Below are 15107 nucleotides of genomic sequence, written 5' to 3' on the forward strand. Positions count from 1 at the left end.
TGCCCTCAGAGCTTTGGCGTTATCCGGTAGCCCGGCCCTGATTGCGCTGCAGCGGATCAGACGTCAGGACACGGCCTGAGAGCGCACCGAGCCAATCGAGACCATCACGCAAGCGCACGACTTCGCCCACGACCACCAGCGAGGGCGGTTCGATCCCCTGGCTGGCGACATCGGCAGCACAAGTTCCCAGCGTGGTCACCAGAACCTCCTGCTCGGACGTGCTGGCCTTGCTGACCACCGCGACCGGCTCGTCCGGGCTTCGGCCTTTTTCAATCAGCGCGCCGGAAATCTGCGCAAGGTGCTTGATCGCCATATAGATCACGATCACCGGCGAGCCGCGTGCGATCGCCGCCCAATCGAGGTCGTTGGGCATAATGCCGCCCTGATTGTGGCCGGTGACGAAGGTCACTGCCGAATTGGTATCGCGGTGCGTAACCGGAATTCCAGCATAGGCGAGACCGCCGATCCCCGCTGAAATGCCCGGCACCAGCCGGAAAGACACGCCTGCGGCCACGAGTGCCAGAGCCTCCTCGCCGCCGCGTCCGAAAACGAAAGGGTCGCCACCTTTCAGACGCAGGACTCTGAGCCCCTCTTTCGCATACCTGATCAGGCGCTGGGAAATATCGGCCTGCTTTGGTGAGGGCTTCCCGCCGCGTTTTCCGGCATATTCCAGCAGGCATCCGGGTTTCGCCAGCTCCAGGATCGACTGATCGACGAGGGCATCATAAATCACAACATCGGCAGACCGCAGGCCATGCAAAGCGTAAAGTGTCAGCAGACCGGGATCACCCGGTCCTGCGCCTGTCAGCCAGACCCAGCCGGGTTCGAATTCCGGTAGCGAAAAAGATAACTTGTCCATGGGCGCACTTTACCCCCACCGTCACTTCTCGCCTAGCCAGAGACGACCGAAGAACTGTAAAAAAGCGACATGGTACGAAAACCCCAGGGAGAGCTGCGCCGAGGCTGGACAACAGGCGCCTGTGCAACGGCCGCGACTTGCGCCGCCTACACGGCATTGCTCACAGGGGAATTTCCCGATCCGGTGACCATTACATTACCGCGGGGCGAGCAGCCCGCCTTTGCCTTGAACCGGCAGGAAATCACGGCGAACTATGCCCGCGCGGGTATCATCAAGGATGCTGGCGATGATCCGGACGTCACCCATCTGGCCGAGATCATCGTTACGCTGCGCCGTGGCGAGGCGGGCACAGGCGTTCGTTTTCAAGCCGGCGAGGGAGTGGGCACCGTGACCAAGCCCGGCCTCCCGATTCCGGTTGGCGAGGCCTCAATCAATCCGGTGCCACGCAGGATGATGACTGAGACCGTGCAAGAGCTCTCGGAGCGCTATGGTGACAGCGGCGATGTTGAGATCGAAATCTCCGTGCCCGGTGGCGCCGCGCTCGCAAAAAAGACCTGGAATCCGCGCCTGGGCATTCTGGGTGGCCTGTCAATCCTGGGAACCACCGGGATCGTTGTCCCTTTCTCCTGCTCCGCCTGGATTCACTCAATCCACCGCGGCATCGACGTGGCGCGTGCCAATGGCCTCACCCATGTAGCCGGCTGCACCGGCTCAACCTCCGAAAAAGCCGTGCAGACACTCCACAGCCTGCCCGACTTCGCCATGCTGGACATGGGTGACTTCGCCGGTGGTTTGCTGAAATATCTTCGCAAACACCCTATACCGCTTCTCACAATCGGCGGCGGCTTCGCCAAGCTGACCAAACTGGCCGCGGGCCACCTGGATCTGCATTCAGGCCGCAGCCAGGTTGATTTCGATTGGCTGACCGGGAAACTCGCCGACCTTGGGGCGCCGGAGTCACTGATCGCCTCGGCACGCACGGCCAATACCGCAAATCAGGTCCTGGAAGCCGCACGGCAGGAAGGCGTACCATTGGCCGACGCCATTGCCAGAGGCGCCCAAAAAGCCGCACTCGGCCTCCTCGCCGGGGAGACCGAAATAGAGGTTCTGGTGTTCGACCGTGCAGGGCAGCTCGTGGGATCCGCCAATGCCCGCTAAAACGCGCGTTCTCATCCTGGGCGGAACCGGCGAAGCCACTCATTTGGCCGAGCTGATGGACAAGCATGACCGCTTCGAGATCGTTTCCTCGCTTGCGGGACGGACCCGGGATCCAGCACTGCCGCCAGGTCAGGTGCGTTCGGGCGGTTTTGGGGGTATTGCAGGACTTGCGAACTACCTGCGCGACGACACCATCGGGGCTGTGGTCGACGCGACCCACCCTTATGCCGCTCAAATATCGGATAATGCCGTGCACGCCTGCAAAGCGGTCAACCTGCCGCTCCTTCAGTTGCTGCGGCCGGAATGGCGGGAAACCGACGACGATCGTTGGATTCCGGTCGAGAATACAGAGAGTGCTGCCGCAGCAATTTCTGACCACGGCTTCCAGAGGATCTTTCTCTCCACAGGCCGCCAGGATCTGGCGCCCTTTGCAGCCTTGAGAGATCCCTGGTTCCTTCTGCGCACGATTGACCCGCCGGACAACCGCTTGGGCCTGCAAAACTGTGAAATCGTCCTGGGACGCGGGCCCTTTGAGGCAGATGCAGAGGCCGACCTGATGCGACAGTACCGCATCGACGCAATCGTGACTAAGAACAGCGGCGGGACGGCCACCTACGGCAAGATCGAAGCCGCGCGACGCCTGAAATTACCCGTCATCATGATCCAGCGTCCACCCGGCGCCGCACTCCGGTCGGCCTCTAGCGTGAAAGAAGCCGCCGAATGGCTTGAGCATCACGCCCGAAGCTGAGGTCAGGAGACACTTGAGCGCTTCTGTTGTTTAGGGGTCTTGCGCTCGGGGCGGAGCACATGAACGTGTGTCGGGTCATAGAGCTTACTGTCGGTGAAGTCGGTGTCTTCCGACAGCACTCTGCCGACCAGAATCAAGGCGGTCCGGGTGAGCTTCGCAGCCCGCACCTTCGCGCGGATGTCCGCGAGCGTTCCCCGGATCACGGTTTCATCCGGCCAGGAAGCCCGGAAGATCACGGCCACAGGACAATCGGCGCCGTAAAAAGGCGTCAGCTCCGCCTCGACATGCTTGAGATTCCGGACCGAAAGATGGATGGCCAGGGTCGCCCCGGATGCGCCAAGCGTCGCCAGGTCCTCGTGATTGGGCATGGCCGAGCTCTTCATGGCCGTGCGGGTCAGGATCACCGTCTGGCTGACATCCGGCAGGGTCAGTTCCTGTCCCAGTGTCGCCGCCGCTGCCGCATAGGCCGGCACGCCCGGTGTGATGTCGTAGGGGATATCAAGGGCTTTCAAGCGGCGGATCTGTTCTCCGATGGCGCCGTAAAGCGAGGGATCGCCAGAATGAACCCGTGCAACGTCCCTGCCCTGCGCATGCGCTGCCTCGATTTCCGCCATGATCTCATCCAGGTTCATGGGCGCCGTGTCGATCACCCGAGCATCTGCCGGCGCATGGGCGACGACCTCTTCAGGCACCAGAGAACCGGCGTAGAGCACGACGGGACAGGCCGCGATCAGATCCCGCCCGCGCAGGGTCAACAGATCCGCGGCACCCGGGCCCGCACCGATAAAGTGAACCGTCATGCCGCATCTCCCGAAGCCTTCAGTTGAACCATTTTTTTCGCATATCCGCGCGGCGTGTAGACCCAGCAGGATCCGTCAGAGCGCTCAACCCGCCGCGTGGTCGAGGCCCCGACCAGAACCACGGTCAGCATATCGACTTTATCCGCTGTGAGATCCGCCAGATCCAGCACCGTGACACGTTCACCAGGCCGCCCGAGATTCCGGCCCAGCACCACAGGCGTATCCGCCGGACGGTGCGCCGAGAGGATCTCGACCGCCCGGGCAAGCTGGGTCGTCCGGCGTTTGGAAACCGGGTTATAAAAGGCTACCACGAAATCTCCCTCGGCAGCCGCCTTCAAACGCTGCTCGATCGCTTCCCAGGGAGTTAGCAGATCCGACAGGGAAATGGCACAGAAGTCATGCCCCAGAGGCGCACCGATTCTTGCAGCCGCCGCCTGGAGGGCCGAAATTCCCGGCACCACCTTTTGCTCGACGCGCAGCCAGGCCGGGTTGTCGGCACGGTCCAGCAGCTCGTAGACCAGAGCCGCCATGGCGTAGATCCCCGGATCACCCGAGCAGATCAGCGCCACGTCCCGCCCCTCTGCGGCCAGATCCAGGGCGGCACGCACGCGCGCCTCTTCTTCACCAAGCGCATAGTCGTGGCAGATCTTGTCTTTGGCGAGCGGCCCCAGCAGATCCAGATAAAGACCGTAGCCCACCAGATCGCTCGCCTGCCGCACGACCGCCTCGACCTCCGGCGCACGCCACTCCACATTGCCTGGACCCAGGCCGATGACCGCAAGACTGCCGCGCGCGCGACCGACCTGCTGCGCGTCGATCAGTCCCGCCGAGCGCGCAATGGCGCAGGTTGCCCGCGCCGACTTGACCTTGGGCTGGATCAAGTGGCCCGTCGGCCCGGCGGCCGCCAGCGCAGCGCCCTCGGACACACCGTGGCAGCCGACCTCCCGGAAGACCAGGTCCGAGGGTGTGGCCAAACGTGGCGTTTCCGCTTCCAAAACCTCTGCCGCGAAGAATCGTGCCGGGACGACCAAAGCATCCGCGACAGCATGGACAGCGGGCTCGTCCGCTTTCACATCGATTGACACCACTGCGGCAACAGCGCCTGCTGCCAGGCTCTCCGCCGCCAGCGTCTGCCGCACGAGCCCCAGAAGTTCCTCCGGTTCGGCGTTGCGCTCGCATCCAACACCCAGCGCCAACACCTGGGGATGGAAGATCAGCTCCTGTTCGGATCCGCTGACTTCCTGTTCGGTGATGCGGATGGTCAGGGTTCCGTCATCGTCCAGGGGCAAATCGCTTTGGCTGATCCAGTCGGCAGATCCCTCCAATTGGATCTTCTCCCCGGACAGAGCCGAAGCGACAAAAGCCTTGTAGTGTTCCGGATTGCCGAGCCGCCAGCCCTTGGGCGGCGCGTCGAGAGCAACCGAAAAGCGCCTGTCCCCTGCTGTTGTAACGGCAGCTTCGATGCCGAGACTCTCCGCCAGCCGCCGCGCGATTTCATTCGCGCCGCGATGGCCGCCCAGCAGAGGCACCACGGCGCTGCCGTCTTCCGCCAGGGCAAGAACGGCAGGTTCGCTGTGTTTATCGCTCAGCAAAGGCGCGAGCGTGCGGATCAGAACGCCCGCCGCGCAGATCCCAACGATGGGCCGCCCCGCCGCGAAAAGCTCCCGCAGATGTTCCGCCACTGAGGTAAAACCGATCTCCACGGGTTCAGCCCGTCCCGCCAGGCCATGCAGCTCGCTGCCCGGCCAGTCGGCGCTCAGGCGCGCGGCGAGATCCCTGCCCTTTGCCGTCAGCGCAATAAAGACGGGGGCTTCAGGATGCTGTGCGGCGGTCATGTCCAGGCCTCCCCGCGGCGATGGATCAGGATCATGGAAAAGTAAGGTGCGCCCTCCTCGGCAACGTCGTCCAGCGCTAGAATGCGCTGATTCTCCATGGTCGCCCGTTCGATGTAGTGCGCGCGGCCGGTAAGGTCTAATTCGTCGAGCACCTGTTTGACCTTCGCAAAGTGCCGCCCGACCTTGATGATGGCCGCCGCCTCGACACCCTGCAGGCGCGCCTTCAGAGTCTCAGCTTCGAGCGGCGCGGGCAGCACGGTCAGGATGTCGTTGCGGGCCGCCAGCGCCGTCCCCAGCGTCGCCGCGCAGGCCGTCAGCGAAGAAACTCCCGGCACGACCTCGACGGGAAAGCGCTCCGCCATGCGTCCGAAGAGATACATGAAGGAGCCATAGAAGAAGGGGTCGCCCTCGCAGAGCACCGCAACATCCCGGCCCGCCTCCAGCTGTTCGCCCAGCTCTTCCGCTGCCCGGTCGTAGACCTCCTGCGCGGGAAACCTCGCCGTGACCATGGGCACCCGGATGGCGATCTCCGTCTGCCAGCCCTTCAGGTGCGGCGCCACGATGGCGCGCGCGAGGCTCTCGCCGGTGTCGGGCGCCGGATAGGCCACCACGGGCGCGGCCTGCAACAGGCGCAGCGCTTTGAGCGTAATCAACTCGGGATCGCCTGGCCCGATCCCCAGGCCATAGAGCCGGCCGGTCCGGCTGTTGTTCGTCGTCATGTCTTTACTACCGAAAACTGAGTGACCGGCATCAGGGGACGCCAGCCATGATAGGGACCGACAGGCGCCGCGCGGGAGACCGCGATCCGGGTCAGTTCGCCGCCAAGCTCCGCATGGCGGGTAAAAAGGATCTGCTCGCTCTCCAGGGTGACCGCGTTGGCCACCAGACGCCCGCCGGGCTTGAGCGCGTTCCAGCAGAGATCGAAGAGGCCTTCGCGGGTCGCGCCACCGCCCACAAAAATGGCGTCGGGCGGCTCCAGCCCGTCCAGCGCGGCGGGCGCCTCACCGGTGACGATCTCCAGTCCGGGCGTGCCCAGCGCCTCGGCATTTCCGGCGATCATGGCAAGGCGTTCCCGCTTCCGCTCGATGGCGACCGCGCGGCAGCGCCGTTCGGCCCGCATCCATTCGATGGAGATCGAGCCGCAGCCGGCGCCGACATCCCAAAGCAACTGCCCGGGCATGGGCATCAGGGCGGAGAGCGTCGCCGCCCGCACCTCGCGCTTGGTCACCTGGCCATCATGGTGAAATGCCTCGTCCGGCAGTCCCGGTGCGCGGGAACGGAGGACAGCTTCCGGCCCGGCCTTGCACTCAACCGCAAGGCTGTTGAAGTCGGCCATGCCCTGAACCGGCCAGTCTTCGTCGGCCCGCCCCGTCACGATCCGCTCTTTCGGCCCACCCATGTGTTCGAGAACGGTGACCTCGCTGCCGCCAAATCCGCGTGCGGAGAGCAGCCGGGCCACGCCCTGCAGGGTCGCGGCATTTTCGCTCAGGATCAGGAGCCGCGCTTCGGGCTGAATGAAGCTCTCCAGAAGCGACAGGGGCCGACCGTGCAATGACAGCGTCTCCACCCGGTCCAGACTCCAGCCCAGGCGTGCCGCGGCCAGGCTGAAGGCGGAAGCGCCCGGCACGACGCGCAGGACATCATGGCCGAAGTGTTTGGCCAGCGCCGTGCCGACGCCGAAACAGAAGGGATCGCCGGTCGCCAGCACGCAGACCTCCTTGTCCCTATAGGTCCCAATTTCCGGCAGAAGATCCATCATCGGGCTTGGCCAGGCCAGACGTTTGCGTCCGTCCTCCGGCAGCAACGCCAGATGACGCGCGCCACCGACCAGGATTTCAGCGGATTCGACGAGCAGGCGGGCTGCGGGCGATAGACCGTCGAGACCATCTTCCCCCAGCCCCACAACTGACAACCAGCGGCTCATGACATGTCCGCGGACTTTGCGAGGCCGGCCAGAGCATTGACGCCCGCTGCGGCGATCGCACTGCCACCGCGCCGTCGCCGTAGCGTAATGTAGGGCACTGCCAGATCCGCTTCGATAAGCGCTTCCTTGGACTCCGCCGCGCCGACAAAACCGACCGGAAAGCCCAGAATAACGGCTGGCTTCGGCGCGCCTTTGCCCAGGATCTCCAGAAGATGAAACAGGGCTGTCGGCGCGTTTCCGACGGCAACCACGGCGCCCTCCAGATGATCCTGCCAGAGCTCCACCGCAGCCGCGGAGCGCGTGGTTTCGAGCTCTGCCGCAAGTGGCCGGGTCCGTTCGTCGTTCAGGCTGCAGAAGACGGCATTGTCCCGCGGCAGGCCCGCTCGGATGACGCCTTCAACCACCATGCGGCAGTCAGCCAGGATTGGCGCGCCGGCCCGCAGAGCTTCCCGTCCGGCCTTCGCCGCGTCGGCGGTCCAGGCCAGGTCCTCCAGGATATCCGGCATACCGCAGGCATGGATCAGGCGCTCGGCGACCGTTGCCAATTCGGCGTCCATGTCCGAAAAGTCAGCTTCCGCCCGAACCGTCGCGAAGGACTGCCGGTAGATCTCCTGCGGATCGCGGATGTAGTCGTAGCTTGGCATTGCCCTGCCCTTAAACACTGCGCCCACGGCACAGAGGCTTCATCAACCTGCCACCTTGTTTCAAGCGGCGCCGGGTCCTCAGCCCACGGCCTTTTTCATGCTTTTCGGCCCAAGCGGGTGATCGGCATGAGGATAAGGATGGTGATGATGGTCGTGACCATGCCCATGGTCGTGGCTATGGCTATGTCCGTGATCATGCCCATGGGAGTGGTCGTGGGCATGGCCGTGTTGATGGCCGTGGCCGTGGTCATGATCATGCGCCGGCTCTGCCGGTCCGGTGCCGATGCCCTCCACATGATGATGGTGGCTTTCCTGCGGCAAGCCGACCTCGGCATCGAAACCCAGGATCTGCTCGCGGTATTTGCACAGCTTACAGTTCATCAGGTTTTCACCATCCAGGATCTCCTGCACCCGGTCGGCAAAGGCATCGAGAACCTGCGGGTGATCCGACAGGTAGGAAGCCTTGATGAACTCGATCCCGGGATGGCGCGCGGCCACCTGATCCGTGTAGTCGTAGATCCGCTTTACCAGGATGCCGGTGAAGAGGAAGTAAGGAAAAACGATGATGCGTTTGTAGCCCAACTTCGCCGCATGCTCGAGGCCCGGTTCGACCAGGGGAAAGGTGACACCGGAGTAACAGGTCTCGCCCCAGCCGAAGCCGAAGCCCTCCCAAAGCATGCGCATCACCTTGGAAACATTGGAGTTGGCGTCCGGATCAGACGCGCCCCGCCCGACCACCATCAACAGGGTTTCTTCCAGGGGCACATCACCGCCGGCTTGATCAAGCGCTTCCTGGATCCGGGCCGAGGCCGCCTTGATCAACTTCGAATCGATCCCGAGCTCCCGGCCATAGCGGATCTCCATCTCCGGATTCTGAGCCTCGTAGGTGTTGAGCACCGACGGAATATCGTTTTTGGCGTGCCCGGCGGCAAAAAGCATCCCCGGCACGGCAAGAACGACATCGTTCTTTTTCTCACGCAGGCGATCCAGTCCGTCACGGATGATTGGGGTCGCAAATTCCAGGAAACCACTATCCACGTCATATTGCGGCATGCGTTCCTTGATCCCGCGTGCCACCGACTGGAACTCGCGCACCGCGCCTTCGTCCCGGCTGCCGTGACCGCAAACCATCACCCCGATCTTCGTCATCTTTTTATTTCCTTCCATCGCCGGTGCATCCTGCTGCCGCCGCGCCGTATTGGAACGGCAAATTTCGGCGGGCAGAGTACGGCGCCAGCGCCTCTCAGTCCAAGGGATTGTTTCTCAACGACCTCTCTTTTCGAAAGCAACCTGAAACAGGTTGAGAAGAGATTGACCCCGCGCGGTGGTCACCTCATTCTCCCGCCATGCTGACCGACCTTTACCCAGACCCCACGGCCGGGCTCGTCCTTGCTCAGATATTGCTCTTCGCCCTGGCGCTCGACTCTGCGCTGGGCGACCCAAGATGGCTCTATAGCGTCGTTTCGCACCCCGTTGTGGTGATCGGCCGCCTGATCGAGCGCCTGGAAAAGCGCCTGAACCGCCCCCACTTCACGCGCGGCCTGAAGATCTGGCAGGGCATGCTGCTGAGCCTCTGGGTCATCGGACTCACGACACTGGCCGGAGTCGTCATCACTCTGGTGGCCGACTGGCTGCCCGCGGGATGGGTGCTGGAGGTTCTGGCGGTCAGCAGTCTGCTCGCCTTTCGCGGCCTCTATGACGAGGTCAAGCGGGTCGCGATCTTTCTGAAGCGCAGCCTGGCCGACGGCCGCTGGGCGGTCAGCAAGATCGTGGGCCGGGACCCCGAAAGCCTGGATGAAGCGGGTGTCGCCCGCGCCGCCGTGGAGAGCCTGGCCGAGAACTTCTCGGACGGTGTCGTCGCGCCGCTTTTCTGGTATGTCCTCTTCGGCCTGCCCGGCCTCTGCGCCTACAAAGCGATCAACACCCTGGACAGCATGATCGGACACAAGAACGAGCGCTACGAAGCCTTCGGGAAGTTCGCCGCCCGGCTGGACGACGTTGCGAACCTCATCCCCGCCCGCCTTGCCGGACTGTTCCTGGTGTTGGGAGCAACCCTTCACCCCGCCGCGAATCATCGCAAGGCCTGGCGGGTCATGCGGCGCGATGCCCGCAAGCACAACTCCCCCAATGCCGGCTGGCAGGAGGCCGCCATGGCCGGCGCTCTCGACTTCGCCCTCGCCGGACCGCGCCGTTACGGCAACCACGTGGTGGACGACCCCTGGATGGGGAATGGCCGCAGCGAACTAAACAGCGCCGACATCGAATCCGCGCTGAGCCTATACATCCTGGCCGGTATTTTCGCTGCAATAACCGCCGTGGGGGTTCTGGCATTATTCGGATAGGGGTTAAGACGCCGCCGCCGTCCTGTTATCCTCACGCGCATCGATATCCGCCGCCGCGAGGATCGCCGCCCGGTCATTTGCCGGCGGATAAATCAGTTCACTATTGATGAAGCGCTTGAGCTTCTTGGCTTCTTCACCTCTTTTCTGCACTTCACGCTCCCAGCCGGTGGTGTAGACGGCCCCGGAACGACCAAGATCCAGACAGGTCTGATAGAAGGGTTGACGGTAGGGGCGCAAAGGGAGATCCAGGATATCGTGCGCCGCATTGAAACCGGCCATCTGCCCCATGAATATCGCATGCTGACAGGACATGAGGGCGAGGTTCTCATCATCCACATAGGCCCGCGCCACATCTCCCGCAGCATAGACGGAGTCGATACCTTGAACCCGAAGCATAGGATCTGTTGTCAGACGCCCTGTTTCGTCCCGTTCGAGCGGCAACTGGCCAGTCAGTGGACTTGCAGTTAAACCAACCGTGGAGATGACACTGAATGTATCAATCGACTCTCCGGTCCCGAAGGACACGCGTCCCTTCCCGACTGAGGTCACAGACGCTCCGAGGCGCAGCTCGACATCGGCCTCGGCAAGCGCGGCTTCAATGACCGGTCTGGGGTTGTCGCCCAGGCTCGCGCCAACCACCTTTTCGCGATCAACCAGGAAGATCGAGGCCTTCCGAGCCCGCGCAGCGTCGCTGTGGATTTCAATGCGGCGCCGCAACTCGAGGGCCAACTCGATCCCGGTAAAGCCTGCGCCCAAGACCACGAAGCTGTCACGATCTGCTGCCGCCGGCATTGCGGCAAGCGCACGCAAGTGGCGGTCAAAGGCAACGGACGCCTCGTAGTCGTCGATGGACCAGCCATGCTCGGCGAGGCCCGGCACCGACGGCGCCGCGAGATGGCTGCCTGAGGCCAGGATCAGCCGATCGTAGGTTAAGCTGCGCGCCCCTTCTTCGGTCACCACATCAACTGTCTTTGCTATAGGATCGATGCGCTCTGCGGACGCGACCAGCAGATCGACGCCGACCGGCTCCAACGTGGGCTTTAAGGGCGCGCGCAGGCCCTCCGGATCCGGCTCATAGAGTCTCGGCCTCATGGTCAGATATGGGTCCTTTGAGACCAGTTGGATCTGCAGTTCCCGGCCCTGGTGGATGGTTTCCCGCGCGGCAACCAGCGCGGCCCAGACACCGGCAAACCCGCCGCCCACGATCAAAAGCTTTTGCATCTTCAGCGATCCTCTTTTTGTGCCGTTTTCTTGCGGCCGCGCGCGGCTTGCCGTTGCAGATTACGGTCTCGAAACCAATCCTCGTGCGCCGTCATAAAGGCCGTCGGCACCTTGTCGCCCACGCTTGACATCAGGCCGGTCAGCGTCGTGCCCGCCAGCACCAGCCGCATCTGTTGCTCTGCGGAACGCATCACCGCATGGATGGAGCAGAGGCCGCTGGTCGCCCACTTCGGTGGTTCCTCCGCGAAGAGCACACAGTTCCGTCGGATTTCGCGGCACCGAAAGAGGGGCTTATCCCCCTCCAGGGCATCGACCACATCCAGGACCGTGATCTTGTCCGCCGGGCGCGCCAGCAGATATCCGCCGCGCAGTCCTTCCTCAGACGTCACCAGCCCCGCCTTTTGAAGCTGGGTAAAAATCTTCGCCACATAGGCGGGCGGCAGACCCTGATAATCCGCCAAGTCACGACTCGAAGGCGGTCTGCCGTCGACGGGGTCAACCAGATGCAGCAGGCAATGCAGTCCGTATTCGACGATGCTGCCGTAGAGCGCCATTTTAAACTCCGATCATTTATATCCGAGTTTAAAAATCTTTAGATGGGTGTCAAGCCTGAACGACGTGTCGCAGGCAAATTGAACAGACGCCCGTGACCCTATAAGCTACCCTTCCGTTCTTGATGTGACTTCTTAAGAAAGCAGGCTATGGCTCCCCAACCAGATCCTTTCACAGGAGATGAAAAGCTTCCCGCGCGCGCCGCCGTCGTCGTGATCGGCGGCGGAATCATCGGCACCTCCACCGCGCTGGAATTGGCCGAACGCGGAGTCGATGTCGTGCTCTGCGAGAAGGGAATCATTGCCGGCGAGCAGTCCAGCCGGAACTGGGGCTGGTGCCGTCAGATGGGCCGCGATCCGCGTGAAATCCCTCTGATCCAGGAATCCATGCGGGCCTGGCGCGGCATGAATGAAAGGGTCGGGGCCGAGACCGGATACCGGGAGTGCGGCATCCTCTATTTCTGTGAAACCGAGGACGACATCGCCACGCGCGAGCGCTGGCTGGACGAGCATGCCCGGCCGCATCAACTGGCCTCGCGCATGATCGGGGCGGAGCGGACAGAGGAACTGGCGCCCGGATCGACGATCAAATTCAAGGGCGCGCTCTACACCGAGAACGACGGTCGGGCCGAACCGCAAAAAGCCGCACCCGCGATCGCCCAGGCGGCCCGGCGGAATGGGGCGAAGATCTTTACCGGCTGCGCGGTCCGCGGCATCGAAAAACAGGCGGGACGGGTCAGCAGTGTCATCACTGAAAAGGGCCGGATCGACTGCGACGCCGTCGTATTGGCCGGGGGCGCCTGGTCACGGCGCTTCTGCACGAACGCAAAGGTTGAGCTGCAGGCGCTGAACGTGATCAGCTCGGTCTCGCGCAGCCAAAAACTCGACACCGGCCTGGAGACCTCCGCCGCCGGAAAGGGCTTCGCCTACAGAAAGCGTCTGGACGGCAGTTACACCGTTGCTCACGGCGGGGTCAGCGTCGCCGACATCGTGCCCGACAGCTTTCGCCTCTTCTTCCCCTTCCTTCCCAATCTGCGGGAGGAATGGCCTTACCTGAAACTGCGGCTGGGCACGCGCTTCCTCGAGGAAGCCCGGATGGCGCGGCAGTGGTCGCTGGACAGCGTGACGCCTTTCGAGCAGGTGCGCATCCTGAATCCAGAGCCTGTGCAGTGGATCGTCGCCGAATCGGTTCGGAACCTCAAGGCCGCCTTCCCCGCCTTCCAGAACATCAAGATCGCCGAAAGCTGGGCCGGCTGCATCGACGTGACACCTGACGCCGTGCCGGTCATATCCGAAGTGGACGAGATCCCCGGGTTCTTTATTGCCTCGGGCTTCTCGGGACATGGCTTCGGAATCGGCCCGGGCGCGGGCAAACTTATGGCGGATCTGGTGACTGGTGGGCCAACCTGCGTCGATCCCACGCCCTTCCGCCACAGCCGTATGACCGACGGTTCGAAAGCCGCGATGATGGCGGAGGTTTAGCTGCGGGTCGTTTCCCAGTTCAACATTGGAATCCGTCCGTTCTGCGAGGCCCGGTAACCAAAACCAGCGACCAGCCGTTCCAGATCGATCTCCGACGCCAGGACATGCTGAACGCCACCCTGCGCCAGCGCCAGCGCCATCTTGGCGCCGGGACAGAGGTGTGCCCCGGCACTGAAGGTAAAAAGCGATGGATTGCAACGGTCAGGATCAAAATGCTCAGGGTCAGAGTTGGCAGCGGGATCGCGGTTGCCAGCAGCGAGTACAAGCAGGACTGCGTCGCCGACCCGCATCTTCTGACCAGCAATAACTTTGTCTTCCACGAGAAAGCGCCGGGTGTTTTGAACGGGAGAATCGTGACGGGCAACTTCGCGTATGACCGAACCTAACATCGCAGGCTCATCCTCAATTTTACGCTGAAGTTTAGGTCTCTTTTGCAACGCGATCAGCGTGTTACCGATCAATCCTGCTGTTGCCTCATAACTCTGCGACAAAAAGCCGATCGCGTTTGCGATGATCGTGACCTCTTCATGACCGGCATGGCGGCAGGCGGAACGCGCGAAGCTGGAGAGCAGACCGAGGTTAACCGGCATTCCCCGAGGGTTCCTGTGATCGGGGAACTGTGCCTGTTGCAGCAGTCCCTGAAACATTGCAACGAGGTTTTCGGCCGCCGCACTGCCGCGCGCAATCTGCTCGGACGTACTTCCTGGTGCAATCGCGCGTACGAAATCCTCCATCCAGAAGACAGAGCTTGGCAGGAGGTCGCTCGGCGTCCCCAAAAGTGAACCGACCGCATAAACCGGAAGGGCACAGGCAATGTCGGGTGGAGTACCGCCTGATCCCACCGTCCGGTCTGCGGGAGGATGAGCCTGCAGAAGATGCTGCATCCAGGCATCACTCCGCCGCACAAGGGCCTTTGTATCGACCGGTGCGAAGGCACTGCACACGGCTTGCTTCAAGGCCACCTGACTACCACCGTCACGCATCCGCACGAGTTGGCCAAAAATATCCCCTGCCCGCGTTCCCAGGAGCGGTTTCGGAACAGCTTCATTCAAGGGCCGCACGCGAAAGGCGCGGCAGCTCAGGATGCGCTCGATGACCTCGGCGCCGCAAGCCACCCACATTCCAAGTCTGTCATCGAAATAGAGCGGCCGCTCGGCCACCAGAGCGGCGTAGAGAGGATAGGGGTCCGGTGCGGTAACAGCGGAAATAGGATCAAGCGGCTGAGAGAGCGACACTCCTCCGCAAGACCGCGATTGAGAATCCCGCTCACACAGAGGAGAGAGGGTCATCGTCTGGGAATTCGTTTCTGTATTCATGCCAACGACATTACAGCAGTTGTCGACATTTATGTTTCGGTACAGACCGTAGTATTTTTTCAGTTCCCTGCACATGGAACAGCCCGATGTTCGATTAAGGCAGGCTCTAAATTCCGTGTTTGTCCGGGGAAAACAATCGTGGCAACCTGCGGTGTGGAACAGATCTGGCCGGCTGTCACTTGTTCTGGAAGAGTGAGGTACCGGAAGACCGAATATCGGCACCCCGT

Annotated in this window: 14 protein-coding genes; 4 read left to right on the forward strand and 10 right to left on the reverse strand. The window is 62.7% G+C overall.

Annotated elements, in window-relative coordinates:
- Positions 1 to 19 precede the first annotated feature (19 nt).
- Positions 20 to 859 (reverse strand): uroporphyrinogen-III C-methyltransferase, encoded by an 840-nt coding sequence (gene cobA, locus FKG95_RS17835; RefSeq protein WP_142897759.1) that lies wholly within the window; start codon positions 857 to 859, stop codon positions 20 to 22.
- Between the two features lie 69 nt (positions 860 to 928).
- On the opposite strand from cobA, the gene FKG95_RS17840 reads away from it, so the two are divergent.
- Together FKG95_RS17840 and FKG95_RS17845 are read left to right on the forward strand one after the other, a co-directional pair.
- On the forward strand, positions 929 to 2017 hold the full coding sequence (locus FKG95_RS17840) for a cobalt-precorrin-5B (C(1))-methyltransferase (RefSeq protein ID WP_142897760.1): 1089 nt from the start codon (positions 929 to 931) through the stop codon (positions 2015 to 2017).
- Entirely contained in the window at positions 2007 to 2765 is a 759-nt protein-coding gene (locus FKG95_RS17845) for a cobalt-precorrin-6A reductase (RefSeq protein WP_142897761.1), read from the forward strand. Before FKG95_RS17840 ends, FKG95_RS17845 begins: the two co-directional genes overlap by 11 nt.
- A 2-nt stretch (positions 2766 to 2767) precedes the next feature.
- Here FKG95_RS17845 and cobM read toward each other — a convergent pair whose 3' ends face one another.
- From cobM to FKG95_RS17875, 6 genes are all read right to left on the reverse strand, one after another.
- A complete protein-coding gene (cobM, locus tag FKG95_RS17850) occupies positions 2768 to 3565 on the reverse strand; it encodes a precorrin-4 C(11)-methyltransferase (RefSeq protein WP_142897762.1) in 798 nt (265 codons plus the stop codon).
- The gene (cobJ, locus tag FKG95_RS17855; protein ID WP_142897763.1) at positions 3562 to 5400 is read right to left on the reverse strand and encodes a precorrin-3B C(17)-methyltransferase; all 1839 of its coding nucleotides are present in this window, start codon (positions 5398 to 5400) and stop codon (positions 3562 to 3564) included. The genes cobM and cobJ overlap by 4 nt, the downstream gene beginning before the upstream one ends.
- Positions 5397 to 6119 carry a precorrin-2 C(20)-methyltransferase gene (locus FKG95_RS17860; RefSeq protein ID WP_142897764.1) on the reverse strand — a complete coding sequence of 241 codons (723 nt, stop codon included), beginning with the start codon at positions 6117 to 6119 and terminating at the stop codon, positions 5397 to 5399. The genes cobJ and FKG95_RS17860 overlap by 4 nt, the downstream gene beginning before the upstream one ends.
- Positions 6116 to 7324 carry a precorrin-6y C5,15-methyltransferase (decarboxylating) subunit CbiE gene (gene cbiE / locus FKG95_RS17865; protein WP_142897765.1) on the reverse strand — a complete coding sequence of 403 codons (1209 nt, stop codon included), beginning with the start codon at positions 7322 to 7324 and terminating at the stop codon, positions 6116 to 6118. The genes FKG95_RS17860 and cbiE overlap by 4 nt, the downstream gene beginning before the upstream one ends.
- On the reverse strand, positions 7321 to 7968 hold the full coding sequence (locus FKG95_RS17870; protein ID WP_142897766.1) for a precorrin-8X methylmutase: 648 nt from the start codon (positions 7966 to 7968) through the stop codon (positions 7321 to 7323). Before FKG95_RS17870 ends, cbiE begins: the two co-directional genes overlap by 4 nt.
- A 78-nt stretch (positions 7969 to 8046) precedes the next feature.
- Positions 8047 to 9117 (reverse strand): sirohydrochlorin chelatase, encoded by a 1071-nt coding sequence (locus FKG95_RS17875; protein WP_142897767.1) that lies wholly within the window; start codon positions 9115 to 9117, stop codon positions 8047 to 8049.
- 197 nt (positions 9118 to 9314) lie between these two features.
- Between FKG95_RS17875 and cbiB the strand changes: the two genes are divergently transcribed.
- Positions 9315 to 10310, forward strand: a complete 996-nt coding sequence (gene cbiB, locus FKG95_RS17880) for an adenosylcobinamide-phosphate synthase CbiB (protein WP_142897768.1) — start codon at positions 9315 to 9317, stop codon at positions 10308 to 10310.
- A gap of 3 nt (positions 10311 to 10313) precedes the next feature.
- Here the strand turns inward: cbiB and FKG95_RS17885 are convergent, their stop codons facing one another.
- Positions 10314 to 11531, reverse strand: a complete 1218-nt coding sequence (locus FKG95_RS17885; protein ID WP_142897769.1) for an NAD(P)/FAD-dependent oxidoreductase — start codon at positions 11529 to 11531, stop codon at positions 10314 to 10316.
- Between the two features lie 2 nt (positions 11532 to 11533).
- The gene (locus FKG95_RS17890) at positions 11534 to 12085 is read right to left on the reverse strand and encodes an RrF2 family transcriptional regulator (RefSeq protein WP_142897770.1); all 552 of its coding nucleotides are present in this window, start codon (positions 12083 to 12085) and stop codon (positions 11534 to 11536) included.
- Positions 12086 to 12232: 147 nt separating this feature from the next.
- On the opposite strand from FKG95_RS17890, the gene FKG95_RS17895 reads away from it, so the two are divergent.
- Entirely contained in the window at positions 12233 to 13564 is a 1332-nt protein-coding gene (locus FKG95_RS17895; RefSeq protein ID WP_142897771.1) for an NAD(P)/FAD-dependent oxidoreductase, read from the forward strand.
- On the opposite strand, the gene FKG95_RS17900 is transcribed toward FKG95_RS17895, so the two are convergent.
- The gene (locus tag FKG95_RS17900) at positions 13561 to 14799 is read right to left on the reverse strand and encodes a cytochrome P450 (protein ID WP_179954158.1); all 1239 of its coding nucleotides are present in this window, start codon (positions 14797 to 14799) and stop codon (positions 13561 to 13563) included. The genes FKG95_RS17895 and FKG95_RS17900 overlap by 4 nt on opposite strands.
- Positions 14800 to 15107: the final 308 nt, after the last annotated feature.

Source organism: Denitrobaculum tricleocarpae (genome assembly GCF_007004665.1).
Lineage (GTDB): Bacteria > Pseudomonadota > Alphaproteobacteria > Kiloniellales > Kiloniellaceae > Denitrobaculum > Denitrobaculum tricleocarpae.

What these genes read in the sequence shown, in the direction of transcription:
- cobA (WP_142897759.1), bottom strand. Translation starts at nt 859, where the DNA reads ATGGACAAGTTATCTTTTTCGCTACCGGAATTCGAACCCGGCTGGGTC.
- FKG95_RS17840 (WP_142897760.1), top strand. Translation starts at nt 929, where the DNA reads ATGGTACGAAAACCCCAGGGAGAGCTGCGCCGAGGCTGGACAACAGGC.
- FKG95_RS17845 (WP_142897761.1), top strand. Translation starts at nt 2,007, where the DNA reads ATGCCCGCTAAAACGCGCGTTCTCATCCTGGGCGGAACCGGCGAAGCC.
- cobM (WP_142897762.1), bottom strand. Translation starts at nt 3,565, where the DNA reads ATGACGGTTCACTTTATCGGTGCGGGCCCGGGTGCCGCGGATCTGTTG.
- cobJ (WP_142897763.1), bottom strand. Translation starts at nt 5,400, where the DNA reads ATGACCGCCGCACAGCATCCTGAAGCCCCCGTCTTTATTGCGCTGACG.
- FKG95_RS17860 (WP_142897764.1), bottom strand. Translation starts at nt 6,119, where the DNA reads ATGACGACGAACAACAGCCGGACCGGCCGGCTCTATGGCCTGGGGATC.
- cbiE (WP_142897765.1), bottom strand. Translation starts at nt 7,324, where the DNA reads ATGAGCCGCTGGTTGTCAGTTGTGGGGCTGGGGGAAGATGGTCTCGAC.
- FKG95_RS17870 (WP_142897766.1), bottom strand. Translation starts at nt 7,968, where the DNA reads ATGCCAAGCTACGACTACATCCGCGATCCGCAGGAGATCTACCGGCAG.
- FKG95_RS17875 (WP_142897767.1), bottom strand. Translation starts at nt 9,117, where the DNA reads ATGACGAAGATCGGGGTGATGGTTTGCGGTCACGGCAGCCGGGACGAA.
- cbiB (WP_142897768.1), top strand. Translation starts at nt 9,315, where the DNA reads ATGCTGACCGACCTTTACCCAGACCCCACGGCCGGGCTCGTCCTTGCT.
- FKG95_RS17885 (WP_142897769.1), bottom strand. Translation starts at nt 11,531, where the DNA reads ATGCAAAAGCTTTTGATCGTGGGCGGCGGGTTTGCCGGTGTCTGGGCC.
- FKG95_RS17890 (WP_142897770.1), bottom strand. Translation starts at nt 12,085, where the DNA reads ATGGCGCTCTACGGCAGCATCGTCGAATACGGACTGCATTGCCTGCTG.
- FKG95_RS17895 (WP_142897771.1), top strand. Translation starts at nt 12,233, where the DNA reads ATGGCTCCCCAACCAGATCCTTTCACAGGAGATGAAAAGCTTCCCGCG.